Consider the following 16925-nt stretch of genomic DNA (forward strand, 5'->3'; position numbering starts at 1 on the left):
GCGTCAGGCGGAGGCGGCACTCTTGTCGTCGTCCTTGTCCTCCGGGAGCTTGCAGACGCGCTCCAGGAACAAGGCGGCGGCGACCACCCCGATCCCGGCCAGCACCGCGAAACCGGCGTAGATCGCCTGGTCGCGGCGGGCCGGGATGTCGAGCGAGCCGAGCAGGAAGACCCCGGTACCGCCGTACAGGCCGGCGACCAGCGACACGACCAGGGCGCTGGCCTGGCCGAAGACCACGGCGCGGGCGGCCATCAGCGGCTCGACACCCTTCGCGCCCGGGCGGCGCTCGCGCTGCGCGCGCAGCCGGGAGCGGATGGAGAGCGCCGTCGCGAGCAGGATGACGGCGATCACCGCGAGCACGATGGGCGCGGCGAGGGGCACGCTCGGCAGGGTTGCGAGGGAGTCCCAGAGGCGGGCACCGCCCCAGGACAGCACGCCGGCCGCGGCGAAGAGTCCGGCCAGTACCCCGAGCCGTAGTTGCTTCACCGAGAAAGCCGCCCTTCGCCGCCGGCCGACCGGGCTGTCCGCCTGTCTGTCCGGCTGTCTGTTCTGTGTCCTGTGCTGACCTGCCCTGAGCCTAACGACTACTCGGGCAGGCGGAGTTCCAGATCGGCCCGGGGGTGTACGCCGCCGCGGCCGATCTTGCCGAGCAGCTCCGCCACCGGGCCGTGGCCGGGCAGCTGCGCCTCGGGGTCGACGTCGTGCCACGGGGCGAGCACGAAGGCCCGCTCGTGGGCCCGGGGGTGGGGAAGGGTCAGCGCCGGGTCGTCGGAGACCACATCCGCGTAAGCCACGATGTCCACGTCGATGGTGCGCGGGCCCCAACGCTCCTCGCGGACGCGGTCGAAGGCCTCCTCGATGGCCTGGCCGCGTTCCAGGAGGGAGGACGGGGGCAGTGTCGTCTTCACGACGATCACCGCGTTGAAGTACGACGGCTGGGTGCCGGGGGCGACCCCCCACGGCTCCGTCTCGTACACCGGGGACACCGCCTTGACCCGGAGGCCGGGGGTGTCCTCCAGCGCGTCGATGGCTCCCTGGAGGGTCTCCAGGCGGTTGCCGAGGTTGGAGCCGAGCGAGATCACGGCCGGTTTGGGGTTGGAGAGGGTGACGTCCGCCGCGTCGACCTGCTCGACCACGGAGGCGGGCACCGGCTGTACGGTCGGGTCGCTCTGCCCCTCGGTAGAAAATGCAGTCATGCTCGGCTCCGGGTGATGGTGATGGTCACATCGTCGAACGGGACGGTGATCGGCGCATCCGGCTTGTGCACGACGACCTCGACCTCCTCGACGCCTTCGTGTCCCAGGCACTTCTGGGCGATGCGCTCCGCGAGTGTCTCGATCAGATCGACCGGCTCTCCCTGCACGATGTCGACGACCTCCTCGGCGACCACGCCGTAGTGCACCGTCTTGGTCAGGTCGTCGGCGGCTGCCGCGGGGCGGGTGTCGAGGCCGAGAACCAGGTCGACGATGAAGGTCTGGCCCTCTTCCCGTTCCCGGGGAAAGACGCCATGGTTCCCACGGGCCTTCAGGCCGCGCAGCGCGACACGATCCACGCGAATCACTCCTGCTGTTGTTGGTCGTAGAGACACGGGGCCGCGTGCGGACGGCAAGGTGCCCTCTTTCGAATCTACCTGCGAGCGCGGACAGCGCTCGCCCGCGGGGGCCATGGACGGGATCGTGCGGGGCTGGTAGGCGCGTCCCCTACCCTGCGGCCCGGAGTCCAATCCCCTCGGGGGCGTATCCGTCCGGGAGCGCGCCCCCCGCAAGGGGGTCAGGACGGCGACTCGTCCTCGTCCTCGTCCTCGGACTCGGTCAGCACCGGGGACCCGTGATGGGACCAGAGCTTCCAGCCGTCCTCGGTGCGGCGGAACACATTGGTGGCGACGACGAGTTGGCCGACCAGCGGTCCGAGGTCGCCGCCGTCCTCCGCGGGGCCGCCGCTGAGGATGTTCTCGGTGCAGACGACCAGGGCCGTGTCCCCGGTCATCGAGACCCCGACATCGGTCAGGAAGAACTGGATGTACTCGGTGTTCGCCATGATCAGGGCGTAACTGCGCAGTACCTCGCCGCGTCCGCTGAGCACCGGCCAGCCGGGGTGGACGCAGGAGATCGTGAGGTTCTCGCCGGGCAGCCAGAGTCCGGAGAGCGCGTCCAGGTCGCCGCGTTCCATCGCCTCGTAGAAGGCGGTGTTGGCCTGTTCGACCGCCGCGATGTCGGCGGCCACCTGTTCCTGGTCGTCGCTCACGCGGCTCCCTCGACCGCGCGGGCGACCCGGACGGCGTCGGCGGTCGCCCGGACCTCGTGGACCCGGACGGCCCAGGCGCCCGCCTGGGCGGAGAGGGCGGAGATTGCGGCGGTGGCCGCGTCGCGTTCCCGGGCGGGCGGTGGTGCGGCGCCCTCACCGGCCAGCACATGGCCGAGGAACCGCTTGCGGGAGGCGGCGACCAGCAGGGGGCGGCCCAGCGCGCGCAGCTCGTCGAGGTGGGCGACGAGGGAGAGATCGTGGGCGGCGTCCTTGGCGAAGCCCAGGCCGGGGTCGACCACGATCCGTTCGGGGGCGACCCCGCCCGCGACCACCGCGTCCATCCGCGTCCGCAGCTCCGCGACGACCTCGGCGACGACGTCCTCGTACACCGCACGGCTGTTCATCGACTCGCTGAAGCCACGCCAGTGCATGACCACGAACGGCGCTCCGGCGGCGGCGACGACCGGGATCATGTCCGGGTCGGCGAGCCCGCCGCTCACATCGTTGACCAGGGCCGCACCTGCGGCGACGGACTGTTCGGCGACCCGGGCCCGCATGGTGTCCACGGAGACCGTGACGCCTTCCTGGGCCAGCCCCCGCACGACCGGGATCACGCGCCGCAGCTCCTCGGCCTCGTCCACCCGGCTGGCGCCGGGACGGGTCGACTCGCCGCCGACATCGACCAGGTCGGCGCCTACGGCGACCAGGTCGAGGCCGTGCTTGATCGCAGCCGTGGTGTCGAACCAGCGGCCTCCGTCGGAGAAGGAGTCGGGGGTCACATTGACGACACCCATGACCGCACAGCGGTCCCACTCCGGCAGGCCCTGGACCGTGCCTCGTCCACGCAACGTACTCATGCGACCAGCGTAGGCCCGTACGGAGCGGTGTTACGCCGCGCTGGGACCGTGCTCCGGTCCGGGACCCGTTGCGTGGGCGCAGGGACGGGGCCGGGAGGCCGGGAATCGGCGGGCGAACGGACGGGGCAGCCCGACGTTGACGAAGCCCTCGGCCTGCATCGCGGCGAACGAGATGCGGGGCAGGTCGCGGCTGGTGCGATAGACGACGAAGCGGGGCTCCCAGCGGGGCTGGAACTTGGCGTTGAACTTGTACAGCGACTCGATCTGGTACCAGCGCGACAGGAAGATCAGCAGCCCGCGCCAGCCCCGCAGCACCGGGCCCGCGCCCAGTTTCTCGCCGCGGGCGAGCGCCGAGCGGAACATCGCGAAGTTCAGCGAGACACGTTCGATGCCGAGCCGGGGCGCGTCGTGCAGGGAGGCGACGATCAGCAGCTCGTTCATCCCGGGGTCGGCGGCGCGGTCGCGGCGCATGAGCTCCAGGGACATGCCGTCCGTGCCCCACGGAACGAAGTGCAGCACGGCCTTGAGATCGCCGTACGGGGAGTCGGCGGTGTGCTCGTCGGCCTTGTGGGCGGTGGCGATGATGCAGTCGCCGTCGGCCGGGTCGCCGATCCGGCCGAGCGCCATGGAGAAGCCGCGCTCGGTATCGGTGCCACGCCAGTCGGCGGCGGCCCGCCGGATGCGGGCCAGCTCGGTCTCGCCTATGTCGCGGACGCGCCGCACGCGGGTCTCGTAACCGCTGCGCTCAATGCGCTTCACCATCTGGCGCACGTTGCGCATCGGGCGCCCGGCGAGCGAGAAATCCGCGACATCCACCACCGCCTCGTCGCCGAGCTCCAGCGCGTCGAGCCCGGTCTCGCGGGTCCAGACCTCGCCGCCCGTCTCACTGCAGCCCATCACCGCGGGGGTCCAGGAGTGCGCCTTGGCCTCGTCCATGAAGCGTTCGATGGCGCCCGGCCAGGCCTCCACGTCGCCGATCGGGTCGCCGCTGGCCAGCATCACCCCGGACACCACGCGGTAGCAGACGGCGGCCTTGCCGCTGGGGGAGAAGACGACGCCCTTGTCGCGACGGAGCGCGAAGTGGCCGAGCGAGTCGCGGCCGCCGTGCTTGTCGAGGAGGGCCCGCAGCCGGACCTCGTCCTCCTCGGTGAGCCTGGCGGCCGGATGTTCGGGGCGGAACGCGAGGTAGATGGTGGTGACGGCGGTCAGCAGACCGAGTGCGCCGAGCGAGTACGCAACGGTCCAGGAGGTGACTCCGGCGTACTCGACGGGTCCCTCGAAGCCGAAGAGCCCGTAGAGGACGTGCTGGAGACGGTCGGCGATGGAGGGGTTGCCGACGACGTGGCCGGGGTGAACGGAGACGATGATCAGTCCCAGGCCGAGCGAACCCGCACCGAGGAGAACGAAGTTGGCCAGCGCCCTCCACCGGCTGCGCGGGTCGGGGAGCGCGGCGAATTCACTACGGTGACGGACCAGTAGGTAGCAGAGCGTGAGGGAGACGAGGGCGCCGAGGATCGAGTGCCGGTAGACGAACTGCGCAGCCGCGCCTGCCGGCAGCAGGACCACGGCGGCGCGCCAGGCCCGCCGTTTGTGCCGCTTGAGGCCGTGGGCGAGGAGCAGCAGCAGGACGCCTGCGCTCAGCGACAGCGCGGCGGCGAAGGGGCCGAGGGCTCCTGGAAGGACTTCGGCGAGCGTGTGCATCCGGCTGTGCCGGAAGCGCGGGAACACCCCCGCGGCGACGTCGATCAGACCGACGAGGGTGCAGGAGGCGCCGACGAGCGCCGGTACGGATTGGGGGCGCGGTCCGCGTACGAACTTGCGTACAGCATTCGGAACCGATCCCGATTTATCCCCATCTAGCGTGATAGACATCGCTTCCCGTGGCTCCGCGAGAGATTTTTGTGTCCGTCGGCCGAAGCGGTCCGGACGATGTGCGACCTCTAGGACGAGGCTTCCGGGCGGTGGGTTCACCCGCATCCCGGAAAATTCCTGACAAGAAAGCTCACTCAACCATGGGGCTCACCAGCAAGGCAGTTCTGACCCTGTCCACTGTGCCGGCCGTCGTTCTGTTCGCTGCCACGGTCTTGATCTGGCCGAGACTGGCGCGCCGCAGTGTGCCTGCGGTGTTCGGCCGCGTCGGCCTGCTGCTGGCGACCCAGGTGATGGTCTTCATCTCGGTCGGCCTGATGGCCAACAACTCCTTTCTGTTCTACGGCTCCTGGGCCGATCTCTTCGGTGGGCAGCAGGAACTGGGCGTCGTCACGGACGGGGCGGCGGGGACCCTGGCATCGAAGAACATCGTCCGGGTCGGGGTACAGCAGCCGGACGTTCCCGGTGGTTCGCGCCCCACGGCGGGCGGCCGGATCGACAAGGTCGTCATCGCGGGGCGGCGGTCGAAGATCGAGAGTTCGGCGTACGTGTATCTTCCGCCGGAGTACTTCCAGCCGGAGTACGCCCACCGGAAGTTCCCCGCGGTCGTCGTCCTCACCGGCTATCCGGGCACCGCGGAGAACCTCCTGAAGCGTCTTGAGTATCCACGCACCGCATTCGATCGGGTGAAAGCCGGACGGGCGCAGCCGATGATCCTGGTGCTGCTGAGGCCCACGGTCGCCCCGCCGCGGGACACCGAGTGCGTGGACATAGCGGGCGGGCCACAGACCGAGACGTTCTTCGCGAAGGACCTGCCCCAGGCGGTCTCGGACTCGTACCGGATCGGGAAGCGGGCACGGAACTGGGGCATCATCGGCAACTCGACCGGTGGGTACTGCGCACTGAAGATCGGCCTGCACCACCCGGACAGGTTCGCGGCGAGCGCCGGTCTGTCCGCGTACTACAAGGCGGCCGAGGACCCGACGACCGGTGATCTCTTCCACGGGAACCGGGCGGAGCGCGAGCGCGCGAACCTGCTGTGGAGCCTGGACCATCTGCCCCAGCCCGACTCGTCGTTCCTGGTGACGACGTCACGGCAGGGCGAGGGGAATTACAGGAGTACGCGGAGGTTCATGGCGAAGGTGAAGGCGCCCGCCCAGGTCTCCTCGATCGTCCTGGACAGCGGCGGGCACAACTTCAATACCTGGCGGCGGGAGATCCCTTCGGCGCTGGAGTGGATGAGCAGCCGGCTGAGCGAGAACTGACCGGGTGCGGCAGACCCGTGGAGATGCCGGGCGCGTGCCCCCGGTTCAGATCGAACCCGCCCGGGCCACCGTCTCCACGTTCACGTCGGCGCGCGGAAGGTCCTGGGCATCCGCGTCGATCGAGCGGCGCAGCGCCTCATGGAGGCGGGCAGGGGTGAGCACCCCGAGGAACCGGCCGGTGCTCTCCTTGTCGATGACCGCGATCCAGCCCGCGTCGTGCTGCAGCATCGTGGCGAACGCCTGCTTGAGCGGGGCGCCGACGGGGAGCCACGCCTCCATGCGGCGGGCGTGTTCGCGGACCGTGCCCTTGGCCTCGGTGAGGGCGGTGCCGGCCGGGATCCAGCCGTGCAGATGGTCGTCGACGTCCAGGACGACGGCCCAGCGCGCACCCTGGGCACGCAGCCGCTCGGTCGCCCGGGAGAGCGGGTCGTCCAGATGGACGACGGGCGGCTGGTCGAGGTCGCTCTCCTCGATGGGGGTCACGGAGAGCCGCTTGAGGCCGCGGTCGGCTCCGACGAAGTCCGCGACGTACGGGGTGGCGGGGGCACCGAGCACGGTCGCGGGGGAGTCGAACTGCTCGATGGAGCCCTGTCCGTAGACGGCGATGCGGTCGCCGAGCCGGACGGCTTCCTCGATGTCGTGCGTGACGAACAACACGGTTTTCCGGACCTGGGCCTGGAGTTTGAGGAATTCGTTCTGCAGCCGTTCGCGGACCACCGGGTCTACCGCGCCGAAAGGCTCGTCCATCAGCAGTACCGGCGGATCGGCGGCCAGCGCCCTTGCCACTCCCACGCGTTGGCGTTGACCACCGGAGAGCTGGTCCGGATATCGGTCGCCATAAACGGAAGGGTCAAGTCCGACGAGATCCAGGAGTTCCGCGGCGCGCTCGCGGCCCTTTCCCCGCTTCCAGCCCAGGAGATGAGGAACCGTCGCGGTGTTCTCCAGCACCGTCTTGTGCGGAAACAGCCCGACCTGCTGGATCACATAGCCGATACGGCGGCGGAGCCGGACGGGGTCGATGGCGGATATGTCGTCCCCGTCGAGGAATATCCGCCCCTCGGTCGGTTCGATCAGCCGGTTGACCATCTTCATGGTGGTGGTCTTGCCGCAGCCGGACGGCCCTACGAGCGTGACCAGTTCACCCTCGGCCACTTCGAAGGAAAGGTCGTCGACCGCGGTCGTCCCGTCGGCGTACCGCTTGGTGACGTGCTCGAAACGGATCATGGTTCCCCATTGTGGCGCGTGTTCTGTGAAGGACATGTTGCTGGAATACAACGGCCTCGGCGATTGATGCTCCTATTGGCTGTCAAGCGGCGGTTAGCCAGTCGCGGTAGGCGTTGGCGAGGGTGTCGTCACGGCGGGTGCCGCGTTCGATGCAGGAGATGACTGCGGGCCAGACGTTGAAGTGGTGGGCGGCGGCGGTGAGGGTGATTTTCTTGGCCTGGCGCGCGGGTCGCAGGTCGGCGATGGCGGGGACGGCCACCGCTGTGGTGAGGCAGCGGAAGACTTCCCGGGCGATCGCGCGTTTGAGGAGTCGGATGATCTCTTTCTTGGTCCGTCCGGCTTCGGTCTGCCTGGTCACGTAGTCGCGGGTGCGGCCATCGCTGGCCATCCGTACGAGGGCTATCCGGTAGAGAGCGGCGTTGGCGGCGCGGTCGCCGCCCCGGGAGAGACGGTGGCGGTTGGTTTTGCCGCTGGAGGCGGGTACGGGGGCGGCGCCGCACAGGGCTGCGAAGGATGCCTCGGTGCGCAGGCGTTCAGGGTTTCCGCCGGCTGTGACAAGGAGCTGGGCGGCGGTGTCGGGGCCGACGCCGTAGGCGGCGCGCAGGCCCGGATTCTGCTCGGTGACGGCGGCGTCCAGTGCCGCGGTGAGTGCGTCGTGCTCGGTGGTGAGGGCCTGGACGCGCTGGGCGAGGCTCTTCAGTGCGGTCAGGACGGCGACATGCAGCTGGTCGCCGGTGGGACGCAGGCGGGCGAGGGCGTTGATCTGCGTCTTGCCGTGCAGGGCACGGTACTTGGCGCGGATGCCGTCCGGGGCGGTGATGAGGATGTGGCCGATCTGGTTCAGGGTGGCGGTGCGGGCCTTGATCGCGGACCGGGCTGCGTTGTGGAGGGCGCGTATGCCGCTGACGGTGTCATCCTTCGGCGCGGCTGCCGCCCGTCCGGACAGGGCGGCGCGGGCGGCCGCGTAGGCGTCGATCGGATCGGACTTGCCGATCCGGCGGCGTTCGGCCTTGTCGGGCCGGTTGACCTCCACCACTGCCAGGCCCGCGTGGCGGGCGGCACGGGTGAATCCGAGGCCGTAGGAGGAGGTTCCCTCCACTCCGACGGCGGTCACGGTGCCGTGTGCGTTGAGGAACGCGATCGCCGCGGCGAAGCCGGCGGTCGTGGTCGGGAACTCGGCGTCGGTGACGTGGCCACCGTGGTCGGTGACGACCGCCACGTGGATCGTGTCCTTGTGGGAGTCGACTCCTCCGTACACGGTCTCGTGCGCTGTGTCCGTCATGCCCGCTGCTGTCATGCTGAAGGTGCCTTCCTAGCCGGAGGTGGCGCCCGGCCGGGTGGGGCAGACAGGACATTGAGGGGGCTTCTGACCAAGCTCCTATCAGGTCATGTTCCACCTGGCCGGAGCCATGAAGAACGGGTCCCGGCAGCCGGACAGAACAACCGGAGGACAGCCCAGCAGGGCGTCAGTCAGTGGTGGAGCCACGACCACCGGAACCCACTTACGAGTATCAATGTCAGTGGTCGGGGATAGGGTCGCCAGACATCGGTACGGACCGGCGAACGGGAGGTGGGGGACGGATGGCCGGCCAGAACTGCCTGGTGACGAACGACTGGATCTGCGGTGAGTATCTCCGTTCCCGTAGCCAGGAGTTGACCGATGCGACCGTTCAGCACATCTGGATCACCGCTGTCTCGGTGGTGATCGGACTCCTGGTGGCATTTCCGCTGGCGCTGCTCGCACGCCGCAGCCGGCGCGTCGCGGGACCGGTGCTCGGACTGACGACGGTGCTCTACACCGTGCCGTCGCTGGCGATGTTCTCGCTGCTGCTGCCGCTGTTCGGGCTCTCGGCCGCGCTGGTCGTCACCGGCCTGGTGCTGTATTCGCTGACCATTCTCGTACGGAACATCCTGGCCGGGCTCGAAGCCGTGCCGCAGGAGGCGAAGGACGCCGCGAAGGGCATGGGATACGGGCCGGGCCGACTCCTGTGGGAGGTCGAACTCCCGCTCGCCCTGCCCGCGGTGATGGCCGGGGTCCGGATCGCCACCGTCTCCACCGTCGCGCTGACCACGGTCGGCTCGATCGTCGGCAGAGGCGGCCTCGGCAACCTCATCGAGGACGCCCTGCCGAGCTTCTTCAAGGCGCAGGTGCTCACTGCTTCGGTGCTCTGCGTGCTGCTCGCGGTGGTCGCGGACCTGCTGCTGCTCGGGGCGCAACGGCTGCTGACGCCCTGGACCCGCATACGCACGACGCGCGACGCCGTGGGCGCGGTCGCCAAGGTGAAGGCGGTCTGACCCATGGGAGTACTCGGCGAGGCCTGGACCTGGCTGACCACCGGCGCCAACTGGTCGGGGGAGAGCGGGGCGGGGCACCGGCTCGGCGAGCATCTGTACGTCAGCGGGGTGTCGCTCGTGCTGGCCTGCGCGATCGCGCTGCCGGTCGCCCTGTACCTGGGCCACATCGGGAAGGGCGGCGCACTGGCCGTGAACCTCTCCAATGTGGGGCGGGCGATCCCGGTCTTCGCGGTGCTGGCCCTGTTCATGGTGTCGCCGCTGCGCAACGCCGGTTATGTGCCGACGATCATCGCGCTGGTCCTGTTCGCCGTGCCGCCGCTGCTGACCAACGCCTATGTCGGGATGACGGAGGTGGACCGGTCGGTGGCCGAGGCGGCGCGCGGCATGGGGATGTCGGGCGCCCAGCTCTTCGTGCGGGTCGAGCTCCCGCTCGCCTATCCGATGATCATGACGGGTCTGCGCTCGGCGGCGGTCCAGGTGATCGCCACGGCGACGATCGCCGCCATGGTCGGTCAGGGCGGGCTCGGCCGCATCATCACCGCCGGCTTCAACACGTACAACACACCGCAGGTGGTCGCCGGCGCGCTGCTCGTCGCCGTGCTCGCCCTGGCGGTGGAGGCCGTGCTGGTGGGGCTGGACCGGGCTCTGTCGCCGCTCCGCCGCCGCCGGACCGCCTGACCCATCCGATTTGCCCGACACGACTCGTAATCAGCCCTGTTGCTGTGGACGGAGAACATCATGAGCAAGACCTCACGCATAGCGGGCGCGGTCATCGGCATGGTCGCACTGGCCGGCTCGCTCGCCGCCTGCGGCGGCGACAGTCTGGAGAAGGACAAGGGCGGCTCCGCCGCGTCCGGTGACTCGGGGAAGAAGGGCTCGCTCGTCGTCGGCGCCGCGGCCTTCACCGAGTCCAAGGTGCTCGCCGAGCTGTACGCACAGATCCTCGGCGACGCCGGATACAGCACCTCGGTCACCACGGTGAAGAACCGGGAACTGTACGAGCCGTCCCTGGAGAAGGGCGAGATCGACGTCGTACCGGAATACGCCGCGACGATCGCCGAATTCCTCAACGCCAAGGCGAACGGCGCGAAGACGGCTGAGAAGAACCCGGTCGCCTCCGGTGACCCGGCGGCCACCACCGCCGCGCTGGAGAAGCTCGCCACCCCGCGCGGGCTGAAGGTGCTCCCGTACGGCGAAGCGGTCGACCAGAACGCGTTCGCGGTGACCAAGGAATTCGCCGACAAGAACAAGCTCAAGACCCTTTCGGATCTGGGTGCGTCCAAGCTGAAGGTGAAGATCGCGGCGGGTGACGAGTGCGAGGTGCGGCCCTTCTGCGCACCGGGTCTGAAGAAGACGTACGGCATTGATGTCACCGGTATCGACCCGAAGGGAGTCGGCACCCCGCAGTCCAAGCAGGCCGTCAAGGACGGCAAGGACCAGCTGGTCCTCACGACCACCACGGACGCGGTGCTGGACAGCTTCAACCTGGTGTTCCTGGAGGACGACAAGAAGCTCCAGAATGCGGACAACGTCGTTCCGGTTCTCAATGCCAAGGACGCCGGAGCGCAGGACATTGCCGATGCGCTCGGCAAGCTCACCAAGACGCTCACCACCGAGGACCTCGCGGAACTGAACCGCAAGGTCGACGCCGAGCGGGCCAAGCCGGCCGATGTGGCCAAGGACTATCTGCAGTCGAAAGGTCTGATCAAGAAGTAGGAAGGGGCCTCTTCGGGGGCCGCCGGGTAACCCGTCAGGTAACCGGCGGGGAACAGATTGCCGGGCGGCCTCCCAAGCGACCCGTACGCACGGTAAATTTCAGGCCATGCCACGTGGACGTCATCGCCATTCGCCACCTCTGCACAGAATCCTTCCGCCCTCGGTCGTCGCCGGAGCGTCGGTCGTCTGTGCTGCGGGCGCCTGGCTCCTCGCCGAGCCCCTGGTCCTGCGCGGACTGGTCGCCGCCGCTGCGGCCGCCGCCGTCACCGGTGCGTATCTGATGCGCTCCTGGGACCGGGAGGCCGGCCGTCGCGTCGCGGAGCTGACGCGTGCCCGCGCAAGCGACGAATGGAAGACCGAGGAGCGGATCGCGGAGCTCGAGGCCGACCTGGAGGAGTCGCGGGCCCTGCGCGTCCGGCTGGAGACGAAGCTGCGCCGCAAGCGTGTGGAGCTCGCCGGTCTGCGCGGCGAGCACGCCGCACTGCTGCGCCGTTACGCCAACGCCGAGACCGAGCGGGCCGGCGCGCTGGAGGGACGCAGGCAGCTCGCGCTCGAAGCGGCCGCCTCGCCCCGGGAGCTGCCCGCCGCCCGCTCCACGCCGACACCGGCCGCGTATGCGCGCGCCGCCCAGGCCCTGCAGGACCTCACCCGCAACGCCGCGCTCCAGGAGGCCCGCCGCACCGCCGAGCAGGCCAGGAAGCGCGATCTCGCGGAGCGCGCCCAGGAGGCGGAGGAGCGCAAGGGGAAGCACGCGGCGGCCGATGCCGAACAGCACCGCCGCCCGTCGGCCGCCCTGCCCCCGGCCCGCCCGTCCACCGCGCTCCCCGCGCCGCGCGCAGTCCCGGCCGCCAGCGCGGTCGTTCCGTACGCCGCGTCCCGCCGTCATCCGGTGCCGCAGGGCAGCTTCGACTTCTTCGGTACGCAGAAGGCGCACGCCGCGATCGAGTCCGTGCAGAACGAGGACCTCGCGGACGTCGTCGGCGAGGAGGCGCTGGAAGCGCACCGCAGGGGGGCGGCGCAGAACCGGGCCGTCGGCAAGGTCATCGACCTGACCGCGCACGACGAGACGGAGCAACTGGACGTCGTGGAGCTGCGCAGCGCGATCTCGTAGGGCCTGCCCTGCCGCCGGGCGTCGGCGGCGGAGCTACTTGTCGATGTCGCCGACGACGAAGAACAGCGAGCCCAGGATCGCGACCATGTCGGCGACCAGCGTGCCCGGCAGCAGCTCGGTGAGCGCCTGGATGTTGTTGTACGAGGCGGAGCGGAGCTTCAGCCGGTACGGGGTCTTCTCGCCCTTGGACACCAGGTAGTAGCCGTTGATCCCGAGCGGGTTCTCGGTCCAGGCGTAGGTGTGGCCCTCGGGGGCCTTCAGCACCTTGGGCAGCCGCTGGTTGATCGGACCGGGCGCCAGCCCGGCCATCCGGTCCAGGCAGGCGTCCGCCAGGTCCAGCGCGTTGTGGGTCTGTTCCAGCAGGCACTCGAACCGGGCCAGGCAGTCGCCCTCGGTGCGGGTGACGACCTTGAGGGTGTCCTGCAGCTCCCCGTACGCCAGATACGGCTCGTCGCGCCGCAGATCGAAGTCGACCCCGGAGGCGCGGGCGATCGGCCCGGACACCCCGTACGCGTGCACGGTCTCGGCGGACAGCACACCGACACCGCGGGTACGGCCCCGGAAGATCTCGTTGCCGAGCACCAGCCGGTCGTACACGTCCATCCGTGAGCGGACCGACGCGACGGCGTCCCGGGCGCGGCCGAGCCAGCCCGCGGGGAGGTCCTCCTTGAGACCGCCGACCCGGTTGAACATGTAGTGCATCCGGCCGCCGGAGACCTCCTCCATCACGGCCTGGAGCTCCTCGCGTTCCCGGAAGGCGTAGAACACCGGGGTGATGCCGCCCAGTTCGAGCGGGTACGAGCCGAGGAACATCAGGTGGTTCAGCACCCGGTTCAGCTCGGCGAGGAGCGTCCGCGTCCAGACCGCGCGCTCCGGGACCTCCATGCCGAGCATCCGCTCGACAGCCATCACGACACCCAGCTCGTTGGAGAAAGCCGACAGCCAGTCGTGACGGTTGGCGAGCATCACGATCTGCCGGTAGTCGCGCGCCTCGAATAGCTTTTCCGCACCGCGGTGCATATAGCCGATGACCGGCTCGGCGTGCTGGATCCGCTCGCCGTCGAGGACGATCCGCAGTCGGAGCACGCCGTGTGTCGAGGGGTGCTGCGGCCCGATGTTGAGCACCATGTCGGTGCTCTCCGCCGCGCCACCGATGCCGACCGTCGTCTCCGTCATACGGCCAGTATTCCCTGCGTGCCGCACAGCGTGCTCCGGGCCCCGGGCTTTCCGGCCCGTCCGCGCGGCGGACCGCGTTGCCTCCGGGGCGCTGCCGCGGAGCGCGCTCGTCAAACGCCGGAGGGGCTCGACGGAGTCGTCCCCACCCGTTGCATCAGCCATCCGAAATCGCCCAGTCCGCCCCGTGCGGTCAGCTCGGCCGCCTCGCCCGCCGACGCCAGCGCCCGCACATATGCCGACGGGTCGGTCGAGGCGAGTGCGAGCGACGGCCGCTCCCCGCTGACTCCGAGCCCGCGCAGCGCCTCCCGCTGATCCACCACCTCCGGCTCCATCCCGCCCCCCGCACCCGCCGCAGCGCACGCGTCCAGCGCCACATGCGAGGTCAGGTCGCAGTTGCCGTCCGGCACCGGCCGCACCTCGCGCCCCGCCCGGAAACCGGTCAGCGTGCCGAACGGCGGCCGCGCCTCCCGTACGTGGGCGTAGTCGACCGCCACCGCGAGCCCCTCGGACAAGGTGGCGACCACCCGCGCCCACGCCTCGTCGCGCGGCCGCCCGATCTCCGCGCGGCTGCCAGGACCGGCCGACGGCCACCAGCGGCGCAGCCACTCGGCGTCCGCCCCGGTCACCGGTGAACCCAGCCGTTCCGTGCCGTCCGCCGTCCGGACAAGCACATACCGGTCGACGCCGTCCGCGTCGGTCTCCGCGACCGGCGTCGGCACGTTGTCCAGCCACTCGTTGGCGAACAGCAGCCCCCGCACCCCCTGCGGCGGCTCGGCGCACCACTCGATCCGGGGATCCAGACCCGGCGGCCGGGCGGCGATCTCCACCGCGTACGCCCGTACGACGAGCCCCGCCGGGGCGTTGCCCGGCAACGCCGCCAGTACCCCTGTCAGCAGCTCGCCCCGCCCGGCCCCCAGGTCGACCAGATCGACCCGGTCCGTTCCCAGCTCCCGCGCCGTCCCGGCCAGCAGCCTGGCCACGGCGGCGGCGAACAGCGGCGAGGCATGCACGGAGGTACGGAAATGCCCGGCAGGCCCCTCCGGGCTCCGGTAGAACCCCCCGTCCCCGTACAAAGCGGTCTCTGCCGCCTCCTGCCACCCACGCCACTCATCCGTCACGGAGCCAAGTCTCCACCTTGGGGAGTACGGTCCCAGGAACCGGATCGGTCCTTCGGCTGACCCGGTCACCTGTCGGCCTTCCCTACGCTGGGTTACGTGCAGCGCCTCTACGACTTCATCCGCAGACACCCGACGGGCGTCGACACCTTCTGGGCTGTCGTCCTCCTCGGTCTCTCCGGCGTGTCCGTGGTGGCCGACCCGAGCCGCGGATCGCAGCGGCTCCCCGCCGTGCCGATCGTCATCGGTCTCTGCCTGGTCGTTGCGCTGCGCCGCCGGGCACCGGAGAAGATGCTGCTGCTCGCCGTCGCGATGGGCGTCGCGCAGCTGGTTTTCGGTGTCGGACCGAGCGTCGCGAACTTCGCCATGCTGGTGATCACCTTCACCGTGGCCACGGTCGGTGAGCGCTGGGCGTCCCGGCTCGCGCTGGTCTGCAGTCTCTGCGCGGCCGGTCTTTCACAGCTGCGCTGGCCGAACAAGCCGCACGGCAACTGGGTGCAGGAGGTCTTCGTCGTCATCGTCATGACGGTGCCGTTCGTGCTCGCCTGGGTGCTCGGCGACTCGATGCGGACCCGGCGGGCGTACTTCGACCAGTTGGAGGAGCGCGCCGCCCGTCTTGAGCGGGAGCGCGAGGCGCAGTCGAAGGTCGCGGTGGCCGCCGAGCGGGCCCGTATCGCCCGCGAACTGCACGATGTCGTCGCACACAACGTCTCCGTCATGGTGGTGCAGGCCGACGGCGCGGCGTACGTGATGGACGCGGCACCCGACCAGGCCCGGCAGGCCCTGGAGACGATCTCCAGCACCGGCAGGCAGGCACTCGCCGAGATGCGCCGGCTGCTCGGGGTGCTGCGGACCGGCGACGCCCGGGAGAGCGGGGAGTACGTTCCGCAACCCGACGTCGAGCAGATCGAGGACCTGATCGAGCAGGTCAGGCAGACCGGCCTCGCAGTGGACTTCAAGATCGAGGGAACCCCGCGCCCGCTCCCCAGTGGGGTCGAGCTGACCGCGTACCGCATCGTGCAGGAGGCTTTGACCAACACCCGCAAGCACGGTGGCCCGGACGCCGGTGCGAGTGTGCGGCTGGTCTACTTCGACGACGGGCTCGGGCTGCTGGTCGAGGACGACGGCCGGGGCGCCGCGCACGAACTGTACGAGGACGGCGGCGCCGACGGCGCGGGCCACGGGATGATCGGCATGCGGGAGCGGGTCGGCATGGTCGGCGGCACGCTCGACGCCGGGCCGCGCCCCGGCGGCGGTTTCCGGATCAGCGCGCTGCTGCCGCTCAAGCCCGCCCACTAGCCCACTGCCCCTTGCTGGACAGGAACAGGAGACAAGAACCCTCATGGCGATCCGCGTGATGCTCGTCGACGACCAGGTGCTGCTGCGCACCGGTTTCCGGATGGTGCTCGCAGCCCAGCCGGACATGGAGGTCGTCGCCGAGGCCGGCGACGGCGCGGAGGCGATCGAGAACCTTCGTTCCACCGCCGTGGATGTGGTGCTGATGGACGTCCGCATGCCGAGGCTGGACGGCGTCGAGGCGACCCGGCGCATCTGTGACGGGCCCGATGCGCCCAAGGTGCTCATCCTGACCACGTTCGACCTCGACGAGTACGCCTTCTCCGGACTGAAGGCGGGGGCCAGCGGCTTCATGCTCAAGGACGTGCCGCCGGGTGAACTGCTCGCCGCGATCCGTTCGGTGCACAGCGGAGACGCGGTCGTCGCCCCGTCCACCACGCGACGACTGCTCGACCGCTTCTCGCCCCTGCTGCCGAGCAGCGGCGACGAACCGCAGCACAAAGGCATCGGCAAGCTCACCGAACGCGAACGCGAGGTGATGCTGCTGGTGGCGCAGGGCATGTCGAACGGCGAGATCGCGGCACGCCTGGTGCTGTCCGAGGCGACGGTGAAGACGCACGTCGGCCGCATCCTCACCAAGCTGAACCTGCGCGACCGGGTGCAGGTGGTCGTCCTCGCGTACGAGACGGGGCTGGTGCGGGCCGGCGGGGGCGGGGCGGGCTGACCCCACATCGGTCTCTCCGCGGGACCCGACAGG

The 16925-nt window shown here is 70.1% G+C and carries 17 protein-coding genes; 7 read left to right on the forward strand and 10 right to left on the reverse strand.

From position 1 onward, the window contains the following. Window positions 1-3: 3 nt before the first annotated feature. The 6 genes from OG395_RS29915 to OG395_RS29940 form a co-directional block, all read right to left on the reverse strand. Window positions 4-486, reverse strand: a complete 483-nt coding sequence (locus tag OG395_RS29915) for a DUF3180 domain-containing protein (RefSeq protein ID WP_327245696.1) — start codon at window positions 484-486, stop codon at window positions 4-6. A 98-nt stretch (window positions 487-584) separates the two neighbouring features. Next, the gene (folK, locus tag OG395_RS29920; protein WP_327245697.1) at window positions 585-1196 is read right to left on the reverse strand and encodes a 2-amino-4-hydroxy-6-hydroxymethyldihydropteridine diphosphokinase; all 612 of its coding nucleotides are present in this window, start codon (window positions 1194-1196) and stop codon (window positions 585-587) included. Then, window positions 1193-1552, reverse strand: a complete 360-nt coding sequence (gene folB, locus OG395_RS29925; RefSeq protein ID WP_266984344.1) for a dihydroneopterin aldolase — start codon at window positions 1550-1552, stop codon at window positions 1193-1195. Before folB ends, folK begins: the two co-directional genes overlap by 4 nt. A gap of 218 nt (window positions 1553-1770) precedes the next feature. Beyond that, a complete protein-coding gene (locus OG395_RS29930) occupies window positions 1771-2244 on the reverse strand; it encodes a nuclear transport factor 2 family protein (RefSeq protein WP_327245698.1) in 474 nt (157 codons plus the stop codon). Continuing rightward, a complete protein-coding gene (gene folP / locus OG395_RS29935; RefSeq protein WP_442818615.1) occupies window positions 2241-3101 on the reverse strand; it encodes a dihydropteroate synthase in 861 nt (286 codons plus the stop codon). Before folP ends, OG395_RS29930 begins: the two co-directional genes overlap by 4 nt. A 30-nt stretch (window positions 3102-3131) precedes the next feature. Next, the gene (locus OG395_RS29940) at window positions 3132-4973 is read right to left on the reverse strand and encodes a phosphatidylglycerol lysyltransferase domain-containing protein (protein WP_327245699.1); all 1842 of its coding nucleotides are present in this window, start codon (window positions 4971-4973) and stop codon (window positions 3132-3134) included. Window positions 4974-5113: 140 nt separating this feature from the next. Between OG395_RS29940 and OG395_RS29945 the strand changes: the two genes are divergently transcribed. Next, entirely contained in the window at window positions 5114-6235 is a 1122-nt protein-coding gene (locus tag OG395_RS29945; RefSeq protein WP_327245700.1) for an alpha/beta hydrolase, read from the forward strand. 45 nt (window positions 6236-6280) lie between these two features. Here the strand turns inward: OG395_RS29945 and OG395_RS29950 are convergent, their stop codons facing one another. Beyond that, on the reverse strand, window positions 6281-7459 hold the full coding sequence (locus tag OG395_RS29950) for a betaine/proline/choline family ABC transporter ATP-binding protein (protein ID WP_327245701.1): 1179 nt from the start codon (window positions 7457-7459) through the stop codon (window positions 6281-6283). Between the two features lie 82 nt (window positions 7460-7541). After that, complete coding sequence (locus OG395_RS29955) at window positions 7542-8741, reverse strand: IS110 family transposase (protein WP_327243526.1); 1200 nt, start codon at window positions 8739-8741, stop codon at window positions 7542-7544. A 299-nt stretch (window positions 8742-9040) separates the two neighbouring features. Here OG395_RS29955 and OG395_RS29960 point away from each other — a divergent pair, with 299 nt between their 5' ends. From OG395_RS29960 to OG395_RS29975, 4 genes are all read left to right on the forward strand, one after another. Then, window positions 9041-9754: an ABC transporter permease gene (locus tag OG395_RS29960; protein WP_327245702.1), complete on the forward strand. Its 714-nt coding sequence runs from the start codon at window positions 9041-9043 to the stop codon at window positions 9752-9754. A 3-nt stretch (window positions 9755-9757) separates the two neighbouring features. Then, window positions 9758-10432 carry an ABC transporter permease gene (locus tag OG395_RS29965; RefSeq protein ID WP_327245703.1) on the forward strand — a complete coding sequence of 225 codons (675 nt, stop codon included), beginning with the start codon at window positions 9758-9760 and terminating at the stop codon, window positions 10430-10432. A 60-nt stretch (window positions 10433-10492) separates the two neighbouring features. Beyond that, window positions 10493-11470, forward strand: coding sequence for an ABC transporter substrate-binding protein (locus tag OG395_RS29970; protein WP_327245704.1), 978 nt, complete (start codon window positions 10493-10495; stop codon window positions 11468-11470). Window positions 11471-11576: 106 nt separating this feature from the next. Then, complete coding sequence (locus tag OG395_RS29975; RefSeq protein ID WP_327245705.1) at window positions 11577-12581, forward strand: hypothetical protein; 1005 nt, start codon at window positions 11577-11579, stop codon at window positions 12579-12581. A 33-nt stretch (window positions 12582-12614) separates the two neighbouring features. Here the strand turns inward: OG395_RS29975 and OG395_RS29980 are convergent, their stop codons facing one another. Next, window positions 12615-13757, reverse strand: coding sequence for an NADH-quinone oxidoreductase subunit D (locus OG395_RS29980; protein WP_327245706.1), 1143 nt, complete (start codon window positions 13755-13757; stop codon window positions 12615-12617). A 110-nt stretch (window positions 13758-13867) separates the two neighbouring features. Next, a complete protein-coding gene (locus OG395_RS29985) occupies window positions 13868-14875 on the reverse strand; it encodes an SAM-dependent methyltransferase (protein WP_327245707.1) in 1008 nt (335 codons plus the stop codon). A 96-nt stretch (window positions 14876-14971) separates the two neighbouring features. Between OG395_RS29985 and OG395_RS29990 the strand changes: the two genes are divergently transcribed. Further along, a complete protein-coding gene (locus tag OG395_RS29990) occupies window positions 14972-16171 on the forward strand; it encodes a sensor histidine kinase (protein ID WP_327245708.1) in 1200 nt (399 codons plus the stop codon). A 43-nt stretch (window positions 16172-16214) separates the two neighbouring features. Next, a complete protein-coding gene (locus OG395_RS29995) occupies window positions 16215-16892 on the forward strand; it encodes a response regulator transcription factor (RefSeq protein WP_327245709.1) in 678 nt (225 codons plus the stop codon). Window positions 16893-16925 lie beyond the last annotated feature (33 nt).

Origin of the sequence: Streptomyces sp. NBC_01320 (assembly GCF_035974375.1) — a bacterium.
Taxonomy (GTDB): Bacteria; Actinomycetota; Actinomycetes; order Streptomycetales; family Streptomycetaceae; genus Streptomyces; species Streptomyces yanii.